The organism is Bradyrhizobium sp. S69, assembly GCF_009766005.1.
In the GTDB taxonomy this organism is placed as follows: Bacteria; Pseudomonadota; Alphaproteobacteria; order Rhizobiales; family Xanthobacteraceae; genus Bradyrhizobium.
This window is the reverse complement of the sequence record NZ_LMUK01000010.1, coordinates 1-22851: the sequence shown is the minus strand read 5'-3', so window position 1 is coordinate 22851 and position 22851 is coordinate 1. Positions and strand designations below refer to the sequence as shown.

Here is a 22851-nt window from a genome sequence, read left to right as displayed (position 1 = left end):
GAATCACGAGGCGTTTGACGCGGCAATCAATGATTACGGTGATGGGGTGGACGGCACCCCGTAATCCGAGATTCAAGATCAATACGCGTTGGGATCGCCACTGTCGTTTGGATGCGCGAAAGCCTTCTGCATGACGGGTGTCATGGGAAAATTGAAATTGACGCCCTTCGGCGGAATCGGCGACGTGAACCATTTGGCATACAGCGTTGCCATCTCGGGGCTGGGATAGAGTTTGGCGGTCGCCCGGTCGACGGCTGCCTTGAAGGCGGGATCATCCCGTCGCAGCATGATGCCGTAGGGCTCTGGAACGGCAAATTCGTCGGTCGATATCACATAGGCCGACGGGGTCTTCGAACTGGCCACGATGCCGGCGAGCAGGATGTCGTCCATGACATAGGCTTCGGCACGACCGGTCTCGACCAACAGAAAGCCTTCCGCGGTATCCTTGGACGTCTGGATCGTCATGCCGAGGTTGCGCGAAATGTTTGTCTCGATGAGCTCCTTCATGTTGGAAGTGCCTGCTGTTGAGGCGACCGCCTTGCCCTTGAGGTTGTCGATTGTTGTGAGCCCGCTCGACGTCTTGGCGACGAACCGGTTGGCGGTGAGAAAATAACTGGCCGAGAACGCCACCAGCTTTTCGCGCTCGAGATTGTTCGTCGTCGAGGCGCATTCGAGGTCGATCGTCCCGTTGCCAATCAGCGGAATCCGGCTCGCCGACGTTACTGGAATGAGCTTGACCTCCAGTCTGTCGAGTTTCAGCGTCTCCTTCACCTCATCGACGATCTTGTAGCAGATATCCAGGGCGAACCCGATCGGGTTCTGGTTGTCGTCAATGTATGAAAATGGCATCGAGGTTTCGCGATAGCCCAGCGCAATCGAACCGGTCTCCTTGATTTTCTGCAAGGTACCGGTCAGCTCTTCGGCGAACGCGGGCGCTGCGAGCATCGATGCAAGCAGGGCCGCGCACGAAACGAGACGTGACTTCGTCATGGAGCCTCCTCGGTTTTGTTCGATTGACCGCGAATGGCTCGAATGGATGCAAAGGCTGGGCCAGCGTGGCCGAACGAGAGCACGGCATGGTCGACTGGCACCGTCGTGCTCGGAGGCGATCTCAGGGCTCGACCTCGCGGGTAACCGCGCATTAACCCGGCCGTCCCACCATGCGACCCGACCCCTCCAAGGGTTGCATGAAACTGTCGCAAGAGCCGTCGCTGACCTCAACCTCAGCGGCGGCTTTTTCACGGGCTATAGGATGGCCCCAGCAACCGATTATTTCTTATCGGAGCCCAGCTCCGGCAAGACCCAGTGCTTGTCGGCGATCTCGACGATGTTGGCGGGATCGACATTTTCCCATGTGATCGTCGCGGCGGTGACCCTCGAAAACTTTGCCATGACGGCGCGGTCAACAGTTTCGTTTCCGTGCTTGTCGTGCAGCGCGAGGTTGCCAATGAGCTGGACGCCCTTGATCTTCGGGAATCTGCTGAACGCGCCTTCTGCGATTTTTCTGGTTATCTCGCCAAAAGCCCGAACCGCGGTTGCTTTGCCGGTTGAGTAAGGCTCGAGTCTGAACTCGACGATCAAGGTTTTGTCCGGGTAGCTCACCGTCGCAAAAGTTTCCGAGCGCGGCTCCGAAACCACGCTCTTCGCAAATGTTACCGGGGTGAGTTCAGTGGCCCAGGCGCACCGGGCGAGTAGGATGGTTCCGACAAGTAGAGAGCGGGCAAACGACTTCATCTCGGCTCCTATGCCTCCACGCGCGCCGCGAAGACCCGCGCTATCGCGGCTGCGCGAGCATCGCCCGTTGCAGTGTGGTCAAACGCGGGTGCCGCAGCAATCGATTTGCCCACACACTGCCCACAGGACAATTCCGAGGGGAACAAAAAATTCCGCTAAATAATTGATTTCATTGGTGAGCGCGGTGGGACTCGAACCCACGACCCCATGATTAAAAGTCACGTGCTCTACCGCCTGAGCTACGCGCTCACTTGCCGCGCTGTGTAGGGGGCGGGGCGTCGTGGGTCAATAGCGTGACAATCCGCTGACATCAGGCAGAATAGCGCGGATTTCCCCGGCGATACCGGGTGTTGCTGCGACTTCTTCAAGCCGATTGCCCACAGGAAAAGCGGGCAGCCCTCAGTTGGATTCCCGGTGAATGTCGGAGGTTGCGACCGGCGGGGCGGCGGCGCCGATCACGGTCGGCATCGCCACCGGGCGCAACCCGATCAGTTCCGCCGTCCGTATCGCGCTGTCGCGCCAGAACGAGAACGAATTGATGCGCGACTGCTCCAGGATGGCGATCGCGACCGCCGACAGGAAGGGCAGGCTCTCCAGCACCAGCACGCCGGCGAAGATGTAGATTTCGCGCACCTGCTTGGTGCTGTTGGTGGCGACCAGCACCGCGGCGCCGGCCAACAGCAGCGCGCCGATCACGGCTTCCCAGAACGCCTGGAACTCGATCGAGACCCGCGACAGCCCGCCTTTGGAGGTCCGGGCGAACGGCAAATGCTCGGTGATCAGCCCCTGGGCGACCGCGCGCGACACCGTCCATTGCACCGACATCGCCGCGATCATGGCGCCCAGCATCTGTCCGGCCTTCACATGCACGCGCAGCCGATAGAGGGCTACGAAATGCACCAGCGAGACCACGAAGGAGGCGATGATCGGCAGCGTCAGGATCTTGTCGGGAATGGCGATGTCGGCGAACGCGACGATCGGCACCCAGATCAAATTGAGGATCGCCACCACCACGCCGAGGCTTTCGGCGCCCAGCCAGTTGAGCCAGCCCAGCGAGAATTCGCGGCGCTGATCCGGGCTCAGCCGGCTGGCGCCGGGCAGGAAGCGGCGCCAGTGCTTCTTGACGATCTGGAAGCCGCCGTAGGCCCAGCGATGGCGCTGCTTCTTGAACGCCTCATAGGTGTCCGGCAGCAGGCCGTAGCCGTAGCGGGTATTGGTGTAATGCGTCACCCAGCCTTGCTCGATGATGGCTAGCCCAAGGTCGGTATCCTCGCAGATGGTATCGCCGGCCCAGCCGCCCGCCATGTCCATCGCCGCCCGCCGCATCAGGCACATGGTGCCGTGGACGATGATGGAATTGAACTCGTTGCGCTGGACCATGCCGATGTCGAAGAACCCGGCATATTCGCCGTTCATGATGTAGTGCATCAGCGAGCGGTCGCCGTCGCGATGCTCTTGCGGCGCCTGCACGATGCCGACGCGCGGGTCGGCGAATAGCGGCACCAGGTCCTTCAGCCAGTCCGGCGTCACGACATAGTCGGCATCGATGATGCCGATGATCTCGGCGTCCACGGCGGTGCGTTCCATCGCGATCTTTAGGGCGCCGGCCTTGAAGCCCTGCACCTTCTCGGCATTGATGAACACGAAGCGTTCGCCGAGCGTACGGCAATGATCCTGGATCGGCTGCCAGAACTCCGGATCCGGCGTGTTGTTGATGATCACGACGCATTCGAAGTTCGGATAGTCCAGCCGCGCCACCGCATCGAGCGTCTGCTTGAGCATTTCCGGCGGCTCGCGATAGGCCGGGACATGGATCGAGACTTTGGGGAAGTTGACGGCTTCTCCCATTGTCGCGGGCGCCAGCGCCGCGTTTTTGGTGATCAGGCGGCGCGGGGCGTGGCCAAAGGCAATCGCGGCGATCTCCTCGATCCGCGCCATCGCGATCAGCACCAGCGGCACCAGCAGGATCAGGCCGAGCGTCAGGGCGAAGGCCGAGCCGAACACGAAATAATGCCCGGTCCAGTATTCGAACACGACCGCAGCCCAGGCGCCGACGCCGTTGGCGGCGGCCGACAGCATCATCGATTGCATCAGGGTGGGGCGATCGAGCCGCAGGATCGGCAGCGACAGCAGGATGCCGACCAGGAGAGCGATGCTGGCGAATTTCCAGTAGTTCTCGTTGACCACAGGGCCGGTCCAGGAAAATTTCGGCTCGCGGTCGGCGTTCAGCATGCCCCAATAGGGGCCGACGCCACCTTCGAAGAACTTCCAGGGCTGATCGATCGCCTCGACAATGTTGTATTCCATGCCGATGGCTTCGGCGCGGGACACGAAGTTGCGCAACACGACGGCCTGCTGGAACGGGCCCGGGTCGGCACTGCGCAGATTATAGCCGGCGCTCGGCCAGCCGAATTCCGCGATCATGATGCGTTTGCCGGGGAACTGGTCGCGCAGCAGCTGATAGATCGTAACGGCCTGATCGACGGCCTGCTTGTCCGTGAAATTTTCCCAATAGGGCAACACGTGGGCGGCGATGAAATCGACCGAGTAGGCGAGCTGCGGATGGTCGCGCCAGATGTTCCAGATTTCGCCCGTCGTCACGGGAACATTGACCGACTTCTTGATCCGCTGAACCAGCTTGATCAGCCGATGAACGTTGTTTTCCGCGACCGCCCATTTCTGCGCTTCGGCCTTCTTGTCGTCAGGCTGCGCTTCCGCGTCCCGAATCCGCTCGCCTTCCTCGCGAAGGATTCCGGCGGCTTCCCCAGGTTCGAGCCCGGCCTCGGTTGCCGGCCCCAGGTTCTCGAGAGGTATTTGCTCGCCGCGATAAATGGTTTCGTTGCCGACCACGACCCCGATGACGTTGCTGTTGCGACGCGCCAGATTGATGGCGGCTTCGATCTCGCGGTTGTTTCGGTTGCCGTCCTTGTCGATCCAGGCGCCGACCATGACCTTCATGCCGAATTCGGCGGCAATCGGCGGCACCAGCTCGTTGCCTTCGGTCGACGAATACAGCCGAACCGCTCGCGTCAGGGTCGAGAGTTTCTTCAGCTCGGCGCGAACCTTCTCGGAGTCGGCCGCGGTGTCGGCGACGGTATGACCGGGTTCAAATGGCGCATAGGAAGCGCTCGGCAGAATGCCCCGGAAATCGGGCGCTGGTTGCTTCTGCTGGAGGAGACCCCAAAGCGCAGCGTGAGCGGCGGTGACGAACAACAGAACGGCGACGACGGCGCGCATCGCTACTCAACCATAGGGGGCCAATATGGCAGGGCAGCGGACCCGTCCCCAAGATCCGACCAAGTCAGCGGCAAAGAGAGCTTATCTCCGCCACACGATTTAACAACTATTATGGCGCCGTTTCTTACGGCGGCATGGCGTTTTCAGGGCCGAATAAACCACAGCCGTAAAATTTCCGTCTGCGCCGGTCGGCAAGTCCGAATTACAGGCCCGAATGACAGGCCGGAATTATTTGGCGGGCGCAGGCGTGGGAGCGGGAGCCGGTGTTGCCGCCGCGGCGGGAACCGCCGCTGGTGCTGCCGCACTACCCGCGGTGGTCGGAGCCGCCGGCGGCGTCGCCGCCGCCGTCTGCGGTTGCGCGGCCGGATTGATCCAGCAGGCGTGGACGCGGCTGTTGAGCGTATCGGCGACCTTGGGATCGATCTGGCCGCCAAATCGGGTCAGACAGCGGAACGCCGCCTGGACGTGGCCGCCGGGGCAGCCAAAACGGTCGTACAGATCGAGATGGCGGAACGCGGTGTCGAGGTCGTCGAGCCACATCAGGCGCACGACGCGGCGGCCGAGCCAGACGCATTCGGGGTTTCCGGCCGGGCCGTTGAGGGCCTGGGTGGCTTCGACGAATTCGTCGGTCTTGCGCTGGTTGTCCTTGGCCGCATCGCCAGGCTGCGCCGGATTGCCGTTGGCGGGCTTGCCCTGTTGATCCTGGGGGTGGGGGTCTCCGCTCTGGGCAAACGCGCTTCCGCCCGCGATCGGCAGCGCCGCTCCCACAACAAGACTTGCGACAAGTCCGGCAACGGCGAGATGGCGCAAAACCGGATTTTGAAGCTGAAGCACCCGTCGACGCATAGATTCCCCGATTTGTTGCCTGCCGTGCCAGCCTGAGAGCGGCCCAGGGCCGGTTTGGGCTGGTTTTGATGCCGTCCAAATAGGTCTCCAATACGGCGGAGACATTAGCGAATTCCCATGACGGACATTTCGGATTTTGTCCAGCAAAGTCACAACTTTATCGCGTCGTGGTAAAGTCGTGACATGATTCCGCAGCTCCAGCGCTCGATAGCTCATCGACGGTGCCCAGCAGACGGGCTTGGCAGACGCGCGGCGACCGGCTAAGCGACGGGCCTCGCCCGGAGGATGGAACAGATTTCTCTTCGTACGCCGCTGGCGCTTCTCCTGATATCGCTAGGTGCGATTGCCGCGGCATGGTGGTGGCTGGCCACGCCGATCACCTTGGCGCGCGCGCCGATCGATCCCGCCGCCAAGCTGTTGTGCGTGTCCTATGCGCCGTTCCGGGCGGCGCAAACGCCGCTGGTGCCGACCACGCACATCACCTCGGAACAGATCGCCCAGGATCTGGCGCAACTGGCCAAAATATCCGATTGCGTGCGGACCTATTCGATCGAAAACGGGCTCGATCAGGTTCCAGGTCTCGCCGCCAAGGTCGGCCTCAAGGTGATCCAGGGCATCTGGCTCGGCAGCGACCGGCTGAAAAACGCGGCGCAGATTTCGACCGTGATCGGGCTGACCAAGCAATATCCCGATGTCATCAGCGCCGTCGTGGTCGGCAACGAGGTATTGTTGCGCGGTGAGATGACGACGTCCGACCTCGTCGCCACCATCCGATCGGTGAAGTCCCAGGTTACGGTTCCCGTCACCTATGCCGATGTCTGGGAATTCTGGCTGCGCAATCGGGAAATCTACGACGCGGTCGATTTTATCACGATCCATATCCTGCCGTATTGGGAGGATTTTCCGATCCGCGCCAAATACGCCGCCGCCCACGTCGATTCGATCCGCAAGCGGCTCGCGGTGGCATTCCCCGGCAAGGAAATCCTGATCGGAGAAACCGGCTGGCCGAGCGAGGGACGGATGCGCGCCGGCGCGCTGCCGTCGCGGACCAACCAGGCCAGGGTGGTCTCCGAGATTCTGGCGATGGCCAAGCAGGAGAATTTCCGCGTCAACCTGATCGAGGCCTATGACCAGCCCTGGAAACGCAGGCTCGAGGGCACGGTGGGCGGCTATTGGGGCCTGCTCGATTCGGTGCAGCGAGCGCTGAAATATCCGCCCGGCGAGGCCATCAGCAACTTTCCGCTGTGGAAATGGCAGATGGGCGGCGGAACGACCTTGGCGGTGCTGGTGTTCGGCACCGGTTGGCTGACCTTGCGCCGCCGGCCCTGGAAGCCGCGGCTGTCGTCCTGGATCGCGGTGGCGCTGTCGGCGACCTCGGGCGGCATTCTGCTCGGCGTCGCCGCCGACAAGATGTACTACGAAAGCTATGGTTTCGGCGGCTGGCTTGGATGGGGCGCGTTGCTGGCGGCAGGCGTCGCCTCGCCCTTGCTGTGCACCAACGCGCTGATGTCGGGGCGGTCGCTGCCGACATTCCTCGAACTATTGGGCCCCCGCGAGGCCAGAACGCGATCGGCGCTGCCGATCCTGCTGGGATTGGTGCTCGCGGTGACCAGCCTGGTGGCGGCGCAGACCGCGCTCGGCTTCGTGTTCGACCCGCGCTACAAGGACTTTCCGTTTGCCTCGCTGACCATGGCGGTGCTGCCGTTTGCAACGCTGATGCTGCTCAACCGCCCCAAAGCGGGGGCACGCCCGATCGCGGAAGCGGTGTTCGCGGGCCTGCTGGCGGGGGCAGCCCTCTTTACCGGCTTCAACGAAGGTCCGGACAACTGGCAATCGTTGTGGACCTGTGCGGTGTTTCTGTTGTTTGCGCTTACGCTGTGGCAGGCGCGGGGCGTGCAAATCCCAGAATTAGCAGCCCGATCGCCAGGCCCGACAGGCTGACGTTGTACAGCACGATGCCCAATCCGGCGGCGACCAGCCCACCGGTCAGCAAAACCACCGACGGCCGCATGATGTTCAGCACCGCGATGATGAGCGCCACGACGCCGAACACCGAGTTCTGGAACAAGGCCGTCACCAGCGTACGGCTCTTGCACACCATGGTCTGCAACCCGGCGTCGCAAGCCAGCGCCGCGGTCGAGAATTCGATCACGAGATAGCGCAGGTACAAGGCATAACCGGCGGTGAGGAAACCGACGATCATGAGCCATTGGACCTGATAGGGCGTCAGCCGGAACGGTGCTTTTTTCATCGGGCGAATATGATGGGGAATGCGCGGCCGGACAAGCCGTCGCGGGTGACAATGGCGTGCATGTCAGGCAGCTATCTCAGCCGTCATCCTGAGAGCTTGTGAGGCAATCGACGTTCCCGAGAGGCCGTGAAGCAATTACCGACGTCATCCTGAGGTGCGCGCCCTTGCGAGCCTCGAAGGAGGTTGTTCTGCGCCGTGCGTGCGGCCATCCTTCGAGACGCGGCGAAGACGCCGCTCCTCAGGATGACGTCGAAATAGCTTCATAGGCTCTCAGGATAACGCGTGAAGATTCCGCGGCAACGCATTGCAGCCGCGGGCCCTATTGCGACCGGAGATGGAACCAGGACAGGCTCGAGGTTTGCGCAGGAGGTGGCGGCGGCGGCGTTTCCGCGACCGGCGCGCTGCGCCTTGAATAGGAATAGTGCCGGCGCGAACTCTGCCGGTAACCCGGCTTGGCCGAAGACTTGTCCGCGGAAGACTTGTCCGCGGAAGATTTGTCCGATGCGGACTTGTCCGCAGCCGGGTCTGACGTTTTTTCCGGCGACGTTTTTTCCGCGGATGGCTTGGCCGAAATGGATTCGGTCGTCGTGGGCATATCTTCGGCCTTCAAAGCCAGACGCTGGCCGTCATACACGGTGGTCTCGCAATGCCGGTCGTTGATCGTCATGGCGGCGCAGATCTTGGCCGCCGCGGCGGCGTCGGTCAGCGGCCCCGCGACCAGCCGAAGCTGCATCCCGAGGCCGTTATTGCTTTCCTTCACCACGATGATCGGTTGCAGCCCCGCCAGGGCCGCGTTCGAACGCCATTTCAGCAGTCCGCGCCATAGCGCACGCAGGCCGCTGACCGAATTGGCGCCGCCGACATCCACGCCGAATTCGGTCCGCTTGACCGCGAGTTGCGGCGCAGGGGCGGGGGCGGCATCCGGGCCGTCTTTTTTATCTTTGTCGGCGCCGGGTTTGTCGGCGACAGGCGCCGCCGCCGTGATTTCCGGCGCGGGCTCGGGGTTGGTCGCTTGTGTCGGTGTCGGCGCGGCTGGCGGCATCGCGGCCACCGATGTTGCGGGCGCGGGTGTCGTGGTTGCGGCTGTCGCAGGAGCAGGCGTCGCAGGTGCAAGTGCGACGGGTGCAGGCGTCGCAGGGGCGGGTGTCGCGGCGGCCACGGGTTTGGCGGCCGTCTCGGGCTCGATCAATTTACCGGCGGCCGGGTCCGGCGGCCCGATCATCGATTTCGAAGCCATCAGCGGCGTCGCCGAGGTCGCCGACGGCGCACTCGAAGGCGTGGGCGTCGCGACTGCGACGGGGGCTATGGCTGCTTGCGACGATTTCCTGCTCTCGCCCCGCCACCTTTCATTCGCCGGTTTTTCGGGTGGCATGGCGGCTGCGACCGTCATCACCGGCGCGATGACCGGAGCAAGCTCCGGCGCCGTATTTTGCGCGACAGGCTGCGGCGTGGCTGCAGGTGTTGAAGCAGGCGGTGTTGCGGCTGGAGCTGTTGAGGCAGGCGGTGTGGCCGCGGGCGCTGCGGCCACGGGCAGCGGCGCCGCGTTCTGCTTGGCAATCGCGCCGGTCACGGACTCCAGCCCTTGTTCCAGGGTGGTCAAACGGGAGTACACCCGGTCGCGATCGCTATTGAGCGTGTCGATCGCGGAGGCCAGTCGCCGCGTTTCGTTCTGGCTTTCCTTGGCGACCGACTGGATCTGCTGCGACTGCCGCGTCAGGTCCAGTGCCGCGATCTCGTCGTGCCGCGACTTCATGCCCGACTGATTGGCGAACACGGCGACCACGACGGCGCCAACCGCGACCACGCCCCAGGTGGCGAGCCGGAACATGGCGCGGCGGTCGAGATGCTCTTCTTCGGCCAACAGGCCGGACAGCACGCCCCCGGTATTTTCGGCCTCGAAACCGCCAGCCCGCTGGTCGCTATTTTTCGCCATACGACTTCTTCGGCCCCCCTCAGGCCCCGCCGAATCACACAGCAAACATTAACAGGAAATACGCCCCGATCCCCGATTCGCTGTGTTGCCGGACGGGGATTCGGGTTTCCCCTCCACCGCAAAACGCTTTATGACGGCGGCGGCATCACCATCGCCGTCAACGCCCAGGAGCCTGCCAGGCACCGGCAGCGACTGGCGCACCAGCAAGGACCCGGATGACAGCTCGATCCAGCCTGACCGTGGTACTCGCCGCCGGCGAGGGGACGCGCATGCGGTCCTCGCTGCCCAAGGTGCTGCATCCGGTCGCCGGCCAATCGCTGCTGGCGCATGTGCTTGGCGCGGCCCCGCATGGGCCCGGCGCCGCCCTTGCCGTGGTGGTCGGGCCCGACCACGCCGCTGTCGAGCAGGAGATCAAGCGGATACGTCCCGATGCCAAGATCTACATTCAGCGCGAACGCCTCGGCACCGCGCATGCGGTGCTGGCCGCTCGCGAGGCGATCGCCGGCGGCGCCGACGATCTGTTGGTGGCGTTTGGCGATACGCCGCTGATTTCGGCCGAGACCTTCGCGCGGCTGCGGGCGCCGTTGCGAAACGGCGCGGCGCTCGCCGTGCTCGGCTTTCGCGCCGTCGATCCCACCGGCTACGGCCGGCTGCTGGTCGAAGGCGATCATCTGGTGGCGATCCGCGAGCAGGCCGACGCCAGTGCCGCCGAGCGCGCGGTCGATCTCTGCAATGCCGGCGTGATGGCGTTCGATGGCCGCCGCGCGCTCGACATCATCGACAAGATCGGCAACGCCAACAGCAAGCGCGAATATTATCTGACCGACGCGGTTGCCATCATCAGGGACCTGGGATTGGAGGCCGTCGTGATCGAAACCAGCGAGGATGAAGTGCGCGGGATCAATACCAAGGCCCAACTCGCCGAGGCCGAGCAGGTGATGCAGCAGCGCTTGCGCAAGGCAGCCCTCGAGGCCGGCGTGACGCTGATCGCGCCGGATACGGTCTATCTCGCCGCCGATACCAAATTCGGCAACGACGTCACCATCGAGCCGTTCGTGGTGATCGGCCCCGGTGTCTCGATCGACGACGGCGCGGTGATACATTCGTTTTGCCACATCACGCAGGCGTCGATCGGCAAGAACACATCAGTCGGCCCTTATGCGCGGCTGCGGCCCGGCACTTCGCTCGGCGACGGCGCGAGGATCGGCAATTTCGTCGAGACCAAGGCCGCGGTGCTGGACGCCGGCGTCAAGGTCAACCATCTCAGCTATATCGGCGACGCCCATATCGGGGCCAACAGCAACATCGGCGCCGGCACCATTACCTGCAATTACGATGGTTTCTCCAAGCACAAGACCGAGATCGGCGAGGGCGCCTTCGTCGGCACCAATTCCTCGCTGGTCGCGCCGGTCAAAATCGGCAACGGCGCCTATATCGGGTCGGGTTCCGTGATCACGAAAGACGTGCCCGACGACGCACTGGCGGTCGAGCGCAGCCAGCAGACCATCCGCGAAGGCGGCGCCAAGCGCTACCGCGAGATCAAGACAAAGGGCAAGAAGCCGAAAAAAGAAGGTTAGGGCACCGCCGTCACGGCAGTGCCAGCAGTGCCCCCGCGACGGCCAAGGTCGCGAGTGCCGACAGCGCGAGCGACCAGTGCACGCCGATCAGGCTGCCCAGCAGGCCGACCGATATGCCGCTGAAGGCACGCAGGCCGAGGCTCGACATGTTGAACAGGCCGATGACGCGGCCGCGCATATCGAGCGGGGCGTCGAGCTGCACCAGGCTTTGCGCCATGGCGTTGAAGGACAATTCGAGGAATCCCGCGGCAAACAGGAAGCCGAGCGCGAGCCAATAATTGTTGGCCAGCGAGAAGGTCGCGAGCGCCGCGCACCACAGCATCGCGAGCAGGATCGCGGTACGCGGCCGTGGCGGCAGCAATCCCCGGCCTTCCAGCACGATGCCGGCCAATAAACCACCGGCGGCATCGGCGGCCAGCAGCATGCTGTAGGAGACGCCGGGATCGCCATGGCCGAGATCGCTGGCAAGCCCCGGCATCTGTGAACTATAAGCATTGCCGACAAAGAACGATGCCGCACCGGCCAGCAGCGTCATCGAGACGATCACGGAGCGGCCCTTGATATCGCGGATGGTCTGCACGATGTCGCCAAATCCGCGCACGGCGCGGCGCAGGGCAGGCGCGCCGGCGCGGAAGCGCGGACCATAGGGCGCGTTCACCAGCCACAGCACCAGCGGCAGATAGAACACGGTGTTGAGCATGATGCCGGGGGCCGGTCCGAGCGCCAGCAGGATGGCGCCGCCGACGGCGGGGCCGACCAGGATCGCCAGATAGCGCGCCATCGCGTTCAGCCGCACCGCGCTCTCCAGATCCTGCGGTCCGACGATGTCGTAGAGCAGCATCTGGTTTGGCGTCTGCCACAGCACGCCGGCGCAGCCATGGATCACCAGGATCACCATCGCCTGCCACATCTGCAGCGTGCCGGTGACGAAGAAATAGCTCCAGCTCAAGGAAGCGATGATGAACAGCGCCATGCCGATCTGGATCAGGCGGCGCGGGTCGAAGCGGTCCGCGAGCGCGCCGGAGGCGACCGAAAACAACAAAAACGGGAGCCAATGCGACACGATGGCAAAGCCGGCCAAGGCCGGCGAATGGAATTTCTGGTACACCATCCAGTAGCTGATGACGTGCTCGATATTGTCCGCCATCATCGCGAGCACAAAGGTCGCGAACTGGGCACGGAAGCCCGGGTGGCGCATCGCCGCAAAGGATCGCTTGGCGGCTGGCGACGCGCCGGCGGAGACCGGCTTCATTTCATTCATGAAGAACCATCAATTCACTGATATAGCGCAGGGGTCCCGAACGGTGGTATCCGGCAGCGTGAGGCGCGGCAAGGCAGCGTCAGGCCAAACCGCATGAGAATATGCCTAAGCTGGCAGAACCGTGCCGCATGGGCGTGCAGGTGGCAGGCCAAGCGTGGTAAGCCGCGCGGCGCGGGCAGGTCTGAATGGTTAAGTCTGAATCGTTAAGTCCGAATCGTTAGGTCCGAATCGTTAAGCGTTTCGCTTAACGCCGTCTCAATCCGCAACAATTATTGAATATCTGAGCGTTCGCTAAACTCGTTAAGAGAGACTCGAGCCGTTCTGGCCATTTTTGTTTGACTGGGGATATTGAGCCGCATGTGCGGGATTGTCGGCATTCTGGGACGGGCTCCGGTCGCGGAGCAATTGGTGGATTCGCTCAAGCGTCTCGAATATCGCGGCTATGACTCCGCCGGCGTCGCCACGCTGGAGGGCGGTCATCTCGACCGCCGCCGCGCCGAAGGCAAGCTGAAGAACCTGGAAGCGAAACTGCGGGCGCAGCCGCTGATGGGCCTGAGCGGCATCGGTCATACCCGCTGGGCCACCCACGGCAAGCCGACCGAGAACAACGCCCATCCGCACGCGACCGACAATGTCGTGGTCGTGCACAACGGCATCATCGAGAACTTTCGCGAATTGCGGCTGATGCTGGAACAGCAGGGCGCGCAATTTTCAAGCGAGACCGACACCGAAGTGGTGGCGCATCTGGTCAACTCCTATTTGCTCAAGGGAGCTTCGCCGCAGGAAGCGGTGAAGGCGTCGCTGCCGCAACTGCGCGGCGCATTCGCGCTGGCGTTCCTGTTCAAGGGCCATAGCGATCTGATGATCGGCGCCCGCAAGGGATCGCCGCTCGCGATCGGCCATGGCGATGGCGAGATGTATCTGGGGTCGGATGCGATCGCGCTGGCCCCGTTCACCGACACCATCAGCTATCTGGAGGACGGCGATTGGGTGGTTCTGAGCCGCGAAGTCGGCGTGATCTACGATTCCCATAACAACGTGGTCAATCGCGACGTGCTGAAATCCGGCGCGTCGTCATTCCTGGTCGACAAGGCGAACTACCGCCACTTCATGGCCAAGGAAATTCACGAGCAGCCCGAAGTCGTCGGCCACACGCTGGCGCGCTATGTCGATATGGCGGCCGAGCGCGTCATGCTGCCGCTCAAACTGCCGTTCGACTTCAGGGATATCCAGCGCATCTCGATCGTGGCCTGCGGCACCGCGAGCTATGCCGGTTTTATTGCCAAATACTGGTTCGAACGGCTCGGCCGGGTGCCGGTCGAACTCGATGTCGCCTCCGAATTCCGCTACCGCGAGGCGCCGCTGCGCAAGGGCGATCTGGCGATCTTCATCTCGCAATCCGGCGAGACCGCCGATACGCTGGCGGCATTGCGCTATGCCAAGTCGCAGGGCGTGCACACGCTTTCGGTGGTCAATGTGCCGACCTCGACGATCGCGCGCGAAAGCGAGACCGTGCTGCCGACGCTGGCGGGCCCTGAAATCGGCGTTGCCTCCACCAAGGCCTTCACCTGCCAATTGATGGTGCTGGCCGCGATCGCGGTCGCCGCCGGCAAGGCGCGTGGCGAATTGTCCGACGCGGACGAGGCGAAGCTGGTGCATGGCCTTGTTGAAATTCCGCGGCTGATGGCGTCGGCGTTGCACTGCGAACCGCAGATCGAAAAACTGGCGCGCGACATCGCCAAATGCCGCGACGTGCTCTATCTCGGCCGCGGCACCAGCTATCCGCTGGCGCTGGAAGGCGCGCTGAAGCTGAAGGAAATCTCCTACATTCATGCCGAAGGCTACGCCGCCGGCGAACTCAAGCACGGGCCGATCGCGCTGATCGACGAGAACATGCCGGTGGTGGTGATCGCGCCGTTCGACCGGGTGTTCGAGAAGACCGTTTCCAACATGCAGGAGGTGGCGGCGCGCGGCGGCAATATCATCCTGATGACGGATGCCAAGGGCGCGGCGGAAGCCACCATCGAGTCGCTGGTGACGATCGTGCTGCCCGACATGGACGCGACCTTCACGCCGATGGTCTATGCCGTGCCGGTGCAATTGCTGGCCTATCATACCGCCGTGGTGATGGGCACCGACGTCGACCAGCCGCGAAACCTGGCCAAATCGGTAACCGTCGAATAACCCTGCCATCAGGTCGCAGGGCGTTAGTACATCCCCTTGGGGCCTTCAAAAGTCTGCTAGGATGGCTTAGCTGAGTTTTGACGCGAGCCGCCTCGACCGATGGGGCCTGTGACTTCGACCGATTTTGGACCGATGTTGGGAACCCGATGAACCGCGACGATCTGCCCCCGGCCGTGCCCCCGGCGGAACTCCCTCCGGCTGCTCCACGGGGCTTTACGGCCCGGTTGCGGAATTACTTCCTGACCGGCCTGATCGTGGCGGGTCCGGTCGCGATCACGCTGTACCTGACCTGGTGGTTCGTCACCTGGGTCGATGCCCTGGTGCGGCCATTTGTGCCGGTCGCCTATCGCCCGGAGACTTACCTGCCGTTCGGACTGCCCGGTTCCGGGCTCGTGGTCGCCGTGATCGCGCTGACCCTGCTGGGCTTCCTCACCCACAATCTGATCGGGCGCACGCTGGTCGATCTCGGCGAAAGACTGCTCGGCCGCATGCCGGTGGTGCGCGCGATCTATCGCGGCCTCAAGCAGGTGTTCGAGACATTGTTCTCCGGCACAGGCTCGAGCTTCCGCCGGGTCGGGCTGGTCGAATTTCCCTCGCCGGGCATGTGGTCGATCGTGCTGATCTCGCAGCCGCCGAGCGTGGAAATCGCCAACAGCCTTCCGGGACAGGAGGAGCACATCTCGGTGTTCCTGCCCTGCGCGCCGAACCCGACCACCGGCTTCTTCTTCTATGTGCCCAAGAGCAAGATCATCGAAATCGAGATGAGTGCCGAGGATGCCGCAACCCTGATCATGTCGGCCGGCGTGGTGCAGCCCGGCTCCGATCAGCAGAAGAAGATCGCAGCGCTCGCCGGCATGGCCAACGCCGCGCGCGTCGCCAATACACCCGCGCTGCAGCCGGTGACGGAAAAGGCGGATTAACGTCGAAGCCGGCTAATGCAAATGCGGTGTCGGTAGATGCCAGTGTTGCCAGATCGCGATGGTTCGCGACACGAAGCAGACGGCGCCGCCAAGCAGCGCCGACCAATTGGCACCGAGACCGAGCTTGCGCGCGATCACCATGGCGATCGCGCCGATGATGGCCGCGGACGCCAGAAAATCGGTACGCAGGATCGTCGGGATTTGCGCCAGCAGCACTTCGCCCGCGGTCAGGCCGCCGGTGCCGGCGATCGCGCCCATGATGACGGCCGCGATCGGCGTCAGTTTGTACTCGATCGCCTTCTCGACACCGGAGACCGCCAGCAACGCCAGGCCCAGCGCATCGACCGTGAGCAGGGCCATCTCCGGAACCTGCTCGATGACGTGAAACGAGAAGATCGTAAACAGGCCGCCGGCAAGCGCTACGGCCGGAATCGGCCAACCGCGCAACGCTTCCGGCGGGTGTTCACCGACCAGAAGGTCGCGGGCGATGCCGCCGCCCATCGCGGTGACCAGCGAAATCACCATCACGCCGAGGAAATCGAGATTCTTCTCGGCGCCGATCGATGCGCCCTGGATCGCCAGCACGAAGGTGCCGGCCAGATCGATCGCGCGCAGCAGTTGGGAGTCCTCTGTCTTCATCGCAAATGGCCCGCCTGTTCAACGACCGCTATTGGCGCAGTTTTCATGCCACGGACTGAAATGCAAGAAGCCACGCGTCTCCGTTATCCGGCGCCGATCAGCGGCACGGCTTCGTCGCGTTCATAGAGATAGAGCAGGCAACGCAGCGCTTCGCCGCGTTCGCCCTTCAGTTTCGGATCGTCCTTCAGGATGCGCAGCGCTTCGTCGCGCGCCTGCGTGATGAGCTGGCCGTGGACCTCGGAGCGCGCGATCCGGTAGCCGGGCAGGCCGCTCTGCCGGATGCCAAGCACATCGCCTTCGCCGCGCAGCTTTAAGTCTTCCTCTGCGATCCGGAAGCCGTCCGTGGTCTCGCGGATGACTTTTAACCGCGACTTCGACATTTCGCCGAGCGGCTCCTTGTAGAGCAGCAGGCAGGTCGAGGCCTCCGAGCCGCGGCCGATGCGGCCGCGCAATTGATGCAATTGCGCCAACCCGAAACGCTCGGCGTTCTCGATCACCATGATGCTGGCGGCCGGCACATCGACGCCGACTTCGACCACGGTGGTCGCGACCAGCAGGCCGATCTCGTGCGCGGCGAACTGCGCCATCACGCGATCTTTGTCCGTGCCCTTCATCTGGCCGTGGACCAGCCCGACGCGATCGCCAAAACGCTGTTGCAGCGATTCGAACCGCTCGGTGGCGTTGGTCAGATGCTCGGTGCCTTCGGCTTCCGATTCCTCGACCAGCGGGCAGATCCAGTAGACCAGCTTGCCCGATGCGAGCGCGCGGCCGACGCCATCGGTGACCTCCTCGAGCCTGCTCATCGAGATCGTGCGGGTTTCGATCGGCTGGCGTCCGGCCGGCTTTTCGCGCAACTCCGAGACGTCCATGTCGCCGAAATACGTCAGCACCAGCGTGCGCGGGATCGGCGTTGCGCTCAGCACCAGCACATCGACGGCATCGCCCTTGTTGGTCAGCGCCAGCCGCTCGCGCACGCCAAAACGATGCTGCTCGTCGACTACCGCCAGCGCCAATGCCTTGAAAATCACGTCGTCCTGGATCAGCGCGTGGGTGCCGACCAAAAGATCGATCTCGCCGGCCTCCAGCCGCGTCAGCAGGTCGCGCCGCTCCCTACCTTTTTCGCGGCCGGTGAGAATGGCGACCTGAAGTCCGGCGCGTTCGGCCAGCGGCGTGATGGTCTTGATATGCTGCCGCGCCAAAATCTCGGTCGGCGCCATCAGCGCGGCCTGCTTGCCGACCTCGGCGACGGCGGCGGCGGCGAGCAGCGCCACCACGGTCTTGCCGGAGCCGACATCGCCCTGCAGCAGCCGCAGCATGCGCAGCGGTTGGCGCAGATCCTCCGCGATCGCGGCCGCCGCCGCCTGTTGCGAGGCCGTTAGCGCGTAGGGCAGCGCATCGATGATCTTGCTGCGTAGATGGCCGTCGCCGGCATGGCGATCGCCGGCGGGCCGGCGCAATTGCGCGCGCACCAGCGCCAGCGCCAATTGACCGGCCAACAACTCGTCGAATGCAAGCCGCGACCAGAACGGGCGATCGGGCAGGATATCCGTCAGGTCGACCGGATTGTGGACGCGGTTGAGCGCCTCAGCGATCGGCGGAAAGCCGCAGCGGCGAAGGACTTCCGGGCTGATCCATTCCGGCAAATCCGGCAGCTTCTGCAACGCCTGCGTCACCGCGCGCCGCAGCGAGCCCAGCGCCAGGCCCACCGTGAGGGGGTAGACCGGATCGATGCCGGATAATTTGGCGAAGGCGGCCTCATCCACCACGCGGTCGGGATGCACGATCTGCGGGATCCCGTCATACATCTGAAGCGTGCCGGAGACGTAGCGCTTCTCGCCGACCGGCAGCAGCTTTTCGACGTAGCCGGGTTTGGCGCGGAAAAAGGTCAGCACCACGTCGCCGGTGTCGTCGCTGGCATAGACCAGATAGGGCGCGCGGGAATTGCGCGGTGGCGGCGGCCGATGGCGGTCGACGGTGACTTCCAGCGTCACCATGGTGCCTTGCGCCGCGTCGCGGATTTTCGGCCGCGCCCGGCGGTCGATCACGCTGGCCGGCAGATGCAGCAGCAAATCGACCAGCCGCGGCGTCTCGCTGCGGCCGAGCAGATAGCGCAGCAGCTTGTCCTGCTTCGGCCCGACGCCGGCGAGGCTCGTAACCAGGGCAAACAGCGGATTGAGCAGAGCAGGGCGCATTACGTTTTTCTCATCGCGTACTACCCGTGGCGCAACTAGGCCGAGATCGTCAACCGGCTGGTTTCGATCCAAGCAGCAGGATGTCGACCAGCCGCTTGGCGCTGGCCTCCCAGTCGGGGCTCGCGGACAGATTGGCGACACCTGCCAGCGCGCGCAGCAGGTCGAGCGGTTCGAGATCGGGCCGGATGTCGCCGGATTCCACGGCGCGGCGGACCAGGGAATCGATCGCGGCTTTCACCAACTCTCTCGAGGTCGCGTATAATTGCGACGGGCCGCCGACCATCGCATTGAGCGCAGGCGCGATCAAATTCTTGGTCCCGATATAGTCGACGAACAGCCGCATCCATTCACGTAACGCTTCCAGCGGCGCATGAGCCAGCGACAGTCGCGCCGCCGCCGCGGCCAGCCGTTCGACTTCGGCGCGGTACACCGCTTCGATCAACGCGTCGCGCGTCGGGAAATGGCGATACAGCGTCCCGACCCCCACGCCGGCCTGCTTGGCAATATCGTCCAGATTGATCTCAGTGCCTGCGCGCGTGAACGTGGCCTTGGCGACCTCCATCAGGCGATCGCGGTTGCGCAGCGCGTCGGCGCGCGGCTTGCGGGCGGTCACAGCCTTGCTCACAGGCTCGGTCACAGGCTCGGTCACAGGCTTGGGCAGGCGCGCCAAATCTCAGCCCCTTGTAAACGGAGAAACGCTCCGTATATCATTTCGGAGTAATCCTCCGTTTATTGCGGAGATCGGCACGATCCGCAAGGGACGAACGCCGGCCAGACAGACAGGAGACAGGAATTTGACCCAGCCATTCGGTGCGACCTCGACAACGGACGATGTACTCGCCGGCATCAGCCTGCGGGGCAAAAGGGTATTTGTGACCGGCGTGTCTGCCGGTATTGGTGTAGAGACCGCCCGCGCGCTCGCGGCCCACGGCGCCCATGTGGTTGGCGCGGCGCGCGACCTGGCCAAGGCCCGGGATGTGACAGCTTCCGTGCGGGATGCCGCGAAAAGCGGCGGCGGTGGTTTCGAGATCGTGGCACTCGACCTGGCCTCGCTCGCCAGCGTCCGCGCCTGCGCCGATCGCCTCAACGCCAAGGCCGACCCCTTTGACCTGGTGATCGCCAATGCCGGTGTGATGGCGCCGCCGCTCGGTCACACCACCGATGGTTTCGAGACCCAGTTCGGGACCAACCATCTTGGACATTTCGTGCTGGTGAACCGGATCGCGCCGCTGATGCGCGAGGGCGCGCGACTGGTGAACCTGGCGTCATCAGGTCACCGTTACGCCGACGTCGATCTCGACGATCCGAATTTCGAACGCACGGCCTATGTGCCCTTCATCGGCTACGGCCGCTCCAAGACCGCCAATATCCTGTTCGCCGTCGAATTCGACCGCCGTCATCGCGCGCGTGGCATTCGCGCCGCCGCGGTGCATCCCGGAGGCATTCGCACCGAGCTGGCCCGTCATCTGCCATCGGGCGGCATGGAGGAGAGGGTCGAGCAGATCAACAAGGATCTGGCCGCCGAGGGCAAGCCGCCGTTCCAGTGGAAGACCATCCCGCAAGGTGCGGCGACGTCGGTCTGGACCGCCGCCGTGGCATCGGCCGATGCGATCGGCGGCCGCTACTGCGAGAACTGCCATGTGGGCGAGATCGTACCGGACGATCGGGATATCAGCCCCATCAGCGAAGGCGTTCGCGCCTATGCGCTTGACGCGAAGCACGCCGAAGCGCTGTGGGCCAAGAGCGAGGAAATGGTCGGCGAGCGTTTTTGATCCCACTGCCAATGGAGATCGCAGCCGGCGGATTGTCATCCGCCGGCCGCGATCAAAAGCGGCGGATTACGCCTCTGTCACCGGGCCGCGCTGGCGCGGACCCGGTCATTTTCCGGAGCTTGGTGCCGCAAGCAGAGCGACCCATTTCTCGATGTCGGCGCGGATGAAGTCGGCGAATTCCGCGGGCGTACCGCCGATCGGATCGGTCCCCTGTTGCTTGAGCCCGGTGCGAACCGCATCGGTGTTCAACGCAGCATTCGCCGCAGCCGACAATTTCTCGATGATGGCGGGCGGCGTACCAGTCGGCGCGAGCAGCCCGATCCAGATGCCGGCGTCATAGCCGGTCATTCCCGCCTCCGCGAGGGTGGGAACGTTGGGCATGATCGATGCGCGCTTTGGCTGCGCCACGGCGAAAGCCTTCAACTTACCTGCCTCGACCTGCGGGGCCAGCGTTGGGGCGACATTGAACATCAGGGTGATGCGGCCGGAGAGCAGATCGGAAACCGCCTGGTTGCTACCGCCTTGATAAGGCACCGTCAGGATTTTGGTGCCCGCTTTGGCATTGAACAGCTCGGCTGCCATGTAGCTCGCGGTGGCGTAGCCGGAGGAGCCGAACGACAAACTCTCGGGTTTGCTCTTCGCCAGCGCGATCAACTCCTGCAAATTATTGGCTGGAACCGAAGGATTGGCCACCAGCACGTTGGGCACCACGCCCAGCAGGACGATCGGCGCAAGATCCCGTCCGAGATTGAAATCCGCTTTCGTCTCTGCCGGGTTGAGCGTGTTGGCGATGGTCGCCATGAAAAGCGTGTATCCATCGGCGGGGGCGCGCGCCACGGTTTCGGCCGCCAGCATACTGCTGTTACCGGAGCGATTTTCGACGATGATCGGCTGACCGAGGCTAACTTCCATTTGCCTGCCGACAAGCCGGGCCAGAATATCCGCGGCAGAACCGGGACCGAATCCGATCACGATCTTGATCGGGCGCGCAGGATAGGTCTGAGCCTCTGCCAAAGCAGCGCTTGCGACCAGTGTTATCGTCGCGGCTGCGCCAAGCACCATCAATTTGCGATACCGGCTGAACATACTTCCTCCCATCGCTTGCCCTGCGTTGCGTATTTCGCCTTGTTATCGTTTAACGATGCCGGCCGCTCAGCCTGGACTTTTGTCATGTCAGACCAGACCGGCGGCAGCATCAGCTTAGCGCCACCCGGGACAGAAGGAAGCCGCCATGCAATCAGACCCACAACGCCGCGCGCGCGGTGCAGAAAAGATCGGCGAGATTCTCGGGCAGGCCCCCGAACAGGTCGAGAGATCGCTGGGCGACATCGCGCCCGGGCTCGCAACCTATGTGCTGGAGACGATCTATGGAGATATCTACCAGAACGAGGTCCTCGACTCCCGCACCCGACAGATCGTCACCGTCGCAGCGCTGGCGACGCTTGGAACGGCGGCGCCGCAATTGCGGACTCATATCGGCGGAGCCCTGCGGTGCGGCGTTACGCGCGAGCAGCTCGTCGAGGTCATGATGCAGCTCGTGCCCTATGTCGGCGTCGCCGCGGCGATCAACGGCGTCGCCGCCTGCAGGGAGGTGTTCGCCGCAGCCGACAAGGGATAGCTGATCGGCGCCGGACGCGCTTTTGGATGGCGCTGCCGTGGAGATCATCGGATTGATTTTGCCGATGGGGCAAATCACGCGATGTTGTGTGCAGCCTCTTTCATGCTCGCGCCATTTCTGATTTTCAGAAATTGTCCTTGACTCTTGACCCAAATCACCGGCTTATTCCTCGTCATCCCGTCCCAAGAGAGGGGCGTTGGCCATCGTCACTGACGTGGGGCGGGGAGCGGTGGACGCGGATGCGCTTTTGACGAACGGCGCGTGACGCGGACGGCAAAGTCGTGTGGTCCTGACGCCCCAATGGCCGGTGTCAAGTTCGCAGGAAGCTCACGCTTCTTGGGAATGACGGTGACAAACAAGCCCTGGTCTCACCGGGGAGAGCACGGAATAAGCCGTAAACCATTGCGCAGGGAAGGCCGGAGTGTTTCCGCTGAACCTGTATGCTCGTGTGCGTTTTCTATAAGCATCTTTGCACACGAGACCGCGGGTGCAGCGCGCACCCGGTCTTCCCTGCGCCCTCTATTTTCAGGGCGAACGATTTTGCAAAACTCGGGCGCAGCGTGTCGCGAGAATGCGGAGTTACGTCCAGCCGTCGTCCCGGCCTTGCGCCGGGACCCATATGTGGACGGCCCCCGTGCCACAAGAGTTTTTTTCAGGGTCTGATCGGATCGCTTGCATCCATATGTC

17 protein-coding genes and 1 tRNA gene are annotated in these 22851 nt (G+C 63.6%); 6 read left to right on the top strand and 12 right to left on the bottom strand.

Translation table 11 applies throughout. The features are described 5' to 3' along the window. Nucleotides 1-78 precede the first annotated feature (78 nt). The 5 genes from GSQ88_RS03295 to GSQ88_RS03275 all read right to left on the bottom strand — a co-directional run bounded on the left by GSQ88_RS03295 (nt 79) and on the right by GSQ88_RS03275 (nt 5817). Nucleotides 79-990, bottom strand: coding sequence for an amino acid ABC transporter substrate-binding protein (locus GSQ88_RS03295; RefSeq protein ID WP_159005961.1), 912 nt, complete (start codon nt 988-990; stop codon nt 79-81). A gap of 279 nt (nt 991-1269) precedes the next feature. After that, nucleotides 1270-1734: a hypothetical protein gene (locus GSQ88_RS03290; RefSeq protein WP_159005960.1), complete on the bottom strand. Its 465-nt coding sequence runs from the start codon at nt 1732-1734 to the stop codon at nt 1270-1272. A 173-nt stretch (nt 1735-1907) separates the two neighbouring features. Next, nucleotides 1908-1983: transfer RNA gene (locus GSQ88_RS03285), tRNA-Lys, on the bottom strand. A gap of 150 nt (nt 1984-2133) precedes the next feature. Continuing rightward, on the bottom strand, nt 2134-4971 hold the full coding sequence (locus GSQ88_RS03280; protein ID WP_159005959.1) for a glycosyltransferase: 2838 nt from the start codon (nt 4969-4971) through the stop codon (nt 2134-2136). A gap of 228 nt (nt 4972-5199) precedes the next feature. Then, nucleotides 5200-5817, bottom strand: a complete 618-nt coding sequence (locus tag GSQ88_RS03275) for a beta-1-3, beta-1-6-glucan biosynthesis protein (protein WP_159005958.1) — start codon at nt 5815-5817, stop codon at nt 5200-5202. Between the two features lie 285 nt (nt 5818-6102). Here GSQ88_RS03275 and GSQ88_RS03270 point away from each other — a divergent pair, with 285 nt between their 5' ends. After that, nucleotides 6103-7758: a glycoside hydrolase family 17 protein gene (locus tag GSQ88_RS03270; protein WP_159005957.1), complete on the top strand. Its 1656-nt coding sequence runs from the start codon at nt 6103-6105 to the stop codon at nt 7756-7758. On the opposite strand, the gene GSQ88_RS03265 is transcribed toward GSQ88_RS03270, so the two are convergent. Then, a complete protein-coding gene (locus GSQ88_RS03265; RefSeq protein WP_159005956.1) occupies nt 7688-8068 on the bottom strand; it encodes a hypothetical protein in 381 nt (126 codons plus the stop codon). The two genes, GSQ88_RS03270 and GSQ88_RS03265, sit on opposite strands and share 71 nt — an antisense overlap. Nucleotides 8069-8387: 319 nt before the next feature. Further along, on the bottom strand, nt 8388-10001 hold the full coding sequence (locus GSQ88_RS03260) for a hypothetical protein (protein ID WP_159005955.1): 1614 nt from the start codon (nt 9999-10001) through the stop codon (nt 8388-8390). A 215-nt stretch (nt 10002-10216) separates the two neighbouring features. Between GSQ88_RS03260 and glmU the strand changes: the two genes are divergently transcribed. Beyond that, nucleotides 10217-11578, top strand: coding sequence for a bifunctional UDP-N-acetylglucosamine diphosphorylase/glucosamine-1-phosphate N-acetyltransferase GlmU (glmU, locus tag GSQ88_RS03255; protein WP_159005954.1), 1362 nt, complete (start codon nt 10217-10219; stop codon nt 11576-11578). 10 nt (nt 11579-11588) lie between these two features. Here the strand turns inward: glmU and GSQ88_RS03250 are convergent, their stop codons facing one another. After that, the gene (locus GSQ88_RS03250; protein WP_502706688.1) at nt 11589-12839 is read right to left on the bottom strand and encodes an MFS transporter; all 1251 of its coding nucleotides are present in this window, start codon (nt 12837-12839) and stop codon (nt 11589-11591) included. Between the two features lie 357 nt (nt 12840-13196). On the opposite strand from GSQ88_RS03250, the gene glmS reads away from it, so the two are divergent. Next, nucleotides 13197-15023 carry a glutamine--fructose-6-phosphate transaminase (isomerizing) gene (glmS, locus tag GSQ88_RS03245; RefSeq protein WP_159005953.1) on the top strand — a complete coding sequence of 609 codons (1827 nt, stop codon included), beginning with the start codon at nt 13197-13199 and terminating at the stop codon, nt 15021-15023. A 146-nt stretch (nt 15024-15169) separates the two neighbouring features. Next, nucleotides 15170-15943 carry a DUF502 domain-containing protein gene (locus tag GSQ88_RS03240; RefSeq protein ID WP_159005952.1) on the top strand — a complete coding sequence of 258 codons (774 nt, stop codon included), beginning with the start codon at nt 15170-15172 and terminating at the stop codon, nt 15941-15943. A gap of 12 nt (nt 15944-15955) precedes the next feature. On the opposite strand, the gene GSQ88_RS03235 is transcribed toward GSQ88_RS03240, so the two are convergent. The 3 genes from GSQ88_RS03235 to GSQ88_RS03225 all read right to left on the bottom strand — a co-directional run bounded on the left by GSQ88_RS03235 (nt 15956) and on the right by GSQ88_RS03225 (nt 19435). Continuing rightward, on the bottom strand, nt 15956-16582 hold the full coding sequence (locus GSQ88_RS03235; RefSeq protein ID WP_159005951.1) for a trimeric intracellular cation channel family protein: 627 nt from the start codon (nt 16580-16582) through the stop codon (nt 15956-15958). 83 nt (nt 16583-16665) lie between these two features. Further along, a complete protein-coding gene (recG, locus tag GSQ88_RS03230; protein WP_159005950.1) occupies nt 16666-18774 on the bottom strand; it encodes an ATP-dependent DNA helicase RecG in 2109 nt (702 codons plus the stop codon). A 49-nt stretch (nt 18775-18823) separates the two neighbouring features. Next, on the bottom strand, nt 18824-19435 hold the full coding sequence (locus GSQ88_RS03225; RefSeq protein WP_502706690.1) for a TetR/AcrR family transcriptional regulator: 612 nt from the start codon (nt 19433-19435) through the stop codon (nt 18824-18826). Nucleotides 19436-19568: 133 nt separating this feature from the next. Here GSQ88_RS03225 and GSQ88_RS03220 point away from each other — a divergent pair, with 133 nt between their 5' ends. Then, nucleotides 19569-20546 carry an SDR family NAD(P)-dependent oxidoreductase gene (locus tag GSQ88_RS03220; RefSeq protein ID WP_159005949.1) on the top strand — a complete coding sequence of 326 codons (978 nt, stop codon included), beginning with the start codon at nt 19569-19571 and terminating at the stop codon, nt 20544-20546. Nucleotides 20547-20651: 105 nt separating this feature from the next. Here GSQ88_RS03220 and GSQ88_RS03215 read toward each other — a convergent pair whose 3' ends face one another. Further along, complete coding sequence (locus GSQ88_RS03215) at nt 20652-21632, bottom strand: Bug family tripartite tricarboxylate transporter substrate binding protein (RefSeq protein ID WP_159005948.1); 981 nt, start codon at nt 21630-21632, stop codon at nt 20652-20654. Between the two features lie 145 nt (nt 21633-21777). Between GSQ88_RS03215 and GSQ88_RS03210 the strand changes: the two genes are divergently transcribed. Further along, entirely contained in the window at nt 21778-22164 is a 387-nt protein-coding gene (locus GSQ88_RS03210) for a carboxymuconolactone decarboxylase family protein (RefSeq protein ID WP_159005947.1), read from the top strand. Nucleotides 22165-22851: the final 687 nt, after the last annotated feature.

Excerpts from the sequence above, each read along its gene's own strand:
- GSQ88_RS03270 (WP_159005957.1), top strand. The coding sequence starts at position 6,103 with ATGGAACAGATTTCTCTTCGTACGCCGCTGGCGCTTCTCCTGATATCG.
- GSQ88_RS03250 (WP_502706688.1), bottom strand. The coding sequence starts at position 12,839 with ATGAATGAAATGAAGCCGGTCTCCGCCGGCGCGTCGCCAGCCGCCAAG.
- GSQ88_RS03295 (WP_159005961.1), bottom strand. The coding sequence starts at position 990 with ATGACGAAGTCACGTCTCGTTTCGTGCGCGGCCCTGCTTGCATCGATG.
- GSQ88_RS03265 (WP_159005956.1), bottom strand. The coding sequence starts at position 8,068 with ATGAAAAAAGCACCGTTCCGGCTGACGCCCTATCAGGTCCAATGGCTC.
- GSQ88_RS03290 (WP_159005960.1), bottom strand. The coding sequence starts at position 1,734 with ATGAAGTCGTTTGCCCGCTCTCTACTTGTCGGAACCATCCTACTCGCC.
- GSQ88_RS03235 (WP_159005951.1), bottom strand. The coding sequence starts at position 16,582 with ATGAAGACAGAGGACTCCCAACTGCTGCGCGCGATCGATCTGGCCGGC.
- GSQ88_RS03280 (WP_159005959.1), bottom strand. The coding sequence starts at position 4,971 with ATGCGCGCCGTCGTCGCCGTTCTGTTGTTCGTCACCGCCGCTCACGCT.
- GSQ88_RS03210 (WP_159005947.1), top strand. The coding sequence starts at position 21,778 with ATGCAATCAGACCCACAACGCCGCGCGCGCGGTGCAGAAAAGATCGGC.
- glmS (WP_159005953.1), top strand. The coding sequence starts at position 13,197 with ATGTGCGGGATTGTCGGCATTCTGGGACGGGCTCCGGTCGCGGAGCAA.
- GSQ88_RS03215 (WP_159005948.1), bottom strand. The coding sequence starts at position 21,632 with ATGTTCAGCCGGTATCGCAAATTGATGGTGCTTGGCGCAGCCGCGACG.
- GSQ88_RS03260 (WP_159005955.1), bottom strand. The coding sequence starts at position 10,001 with ATGGCGAAAAATAGCGACCAGCGGGCTGGCGGTTTCGAGGCCGAAAAT.
- GSQ88_RS03240 (WP_159005952.1), top strand. The coding sequence starts at position 15,170 with ATGAACCGCGACGATCTGCCCCCGGCCGTGCCCCCGGCGGAACTCCCT.
- glmU (WP_159005954.1), top strand. The coding sequence starts at position 10,217 with ATGACAGCTCGATCCAGCCTGACCGTGGTACTCGCCGCCGGCGAGGGG.
- GSQ88_RS03275 (WP_159005958.1), bottom strand. The coding sequence starts at position 5,817 with ATGCGTCGACGGGTGCTTCAGCTTCAAAATCCGGTTTTGCGCCATCTC.
- recG (WP_159005950.1), bottom strand. The coding sequence starts at position 18,774 with ATGCGCCCTGCTCTGCTCAATCCGCTGTTTGCCCTGGTTACGAGCCTC.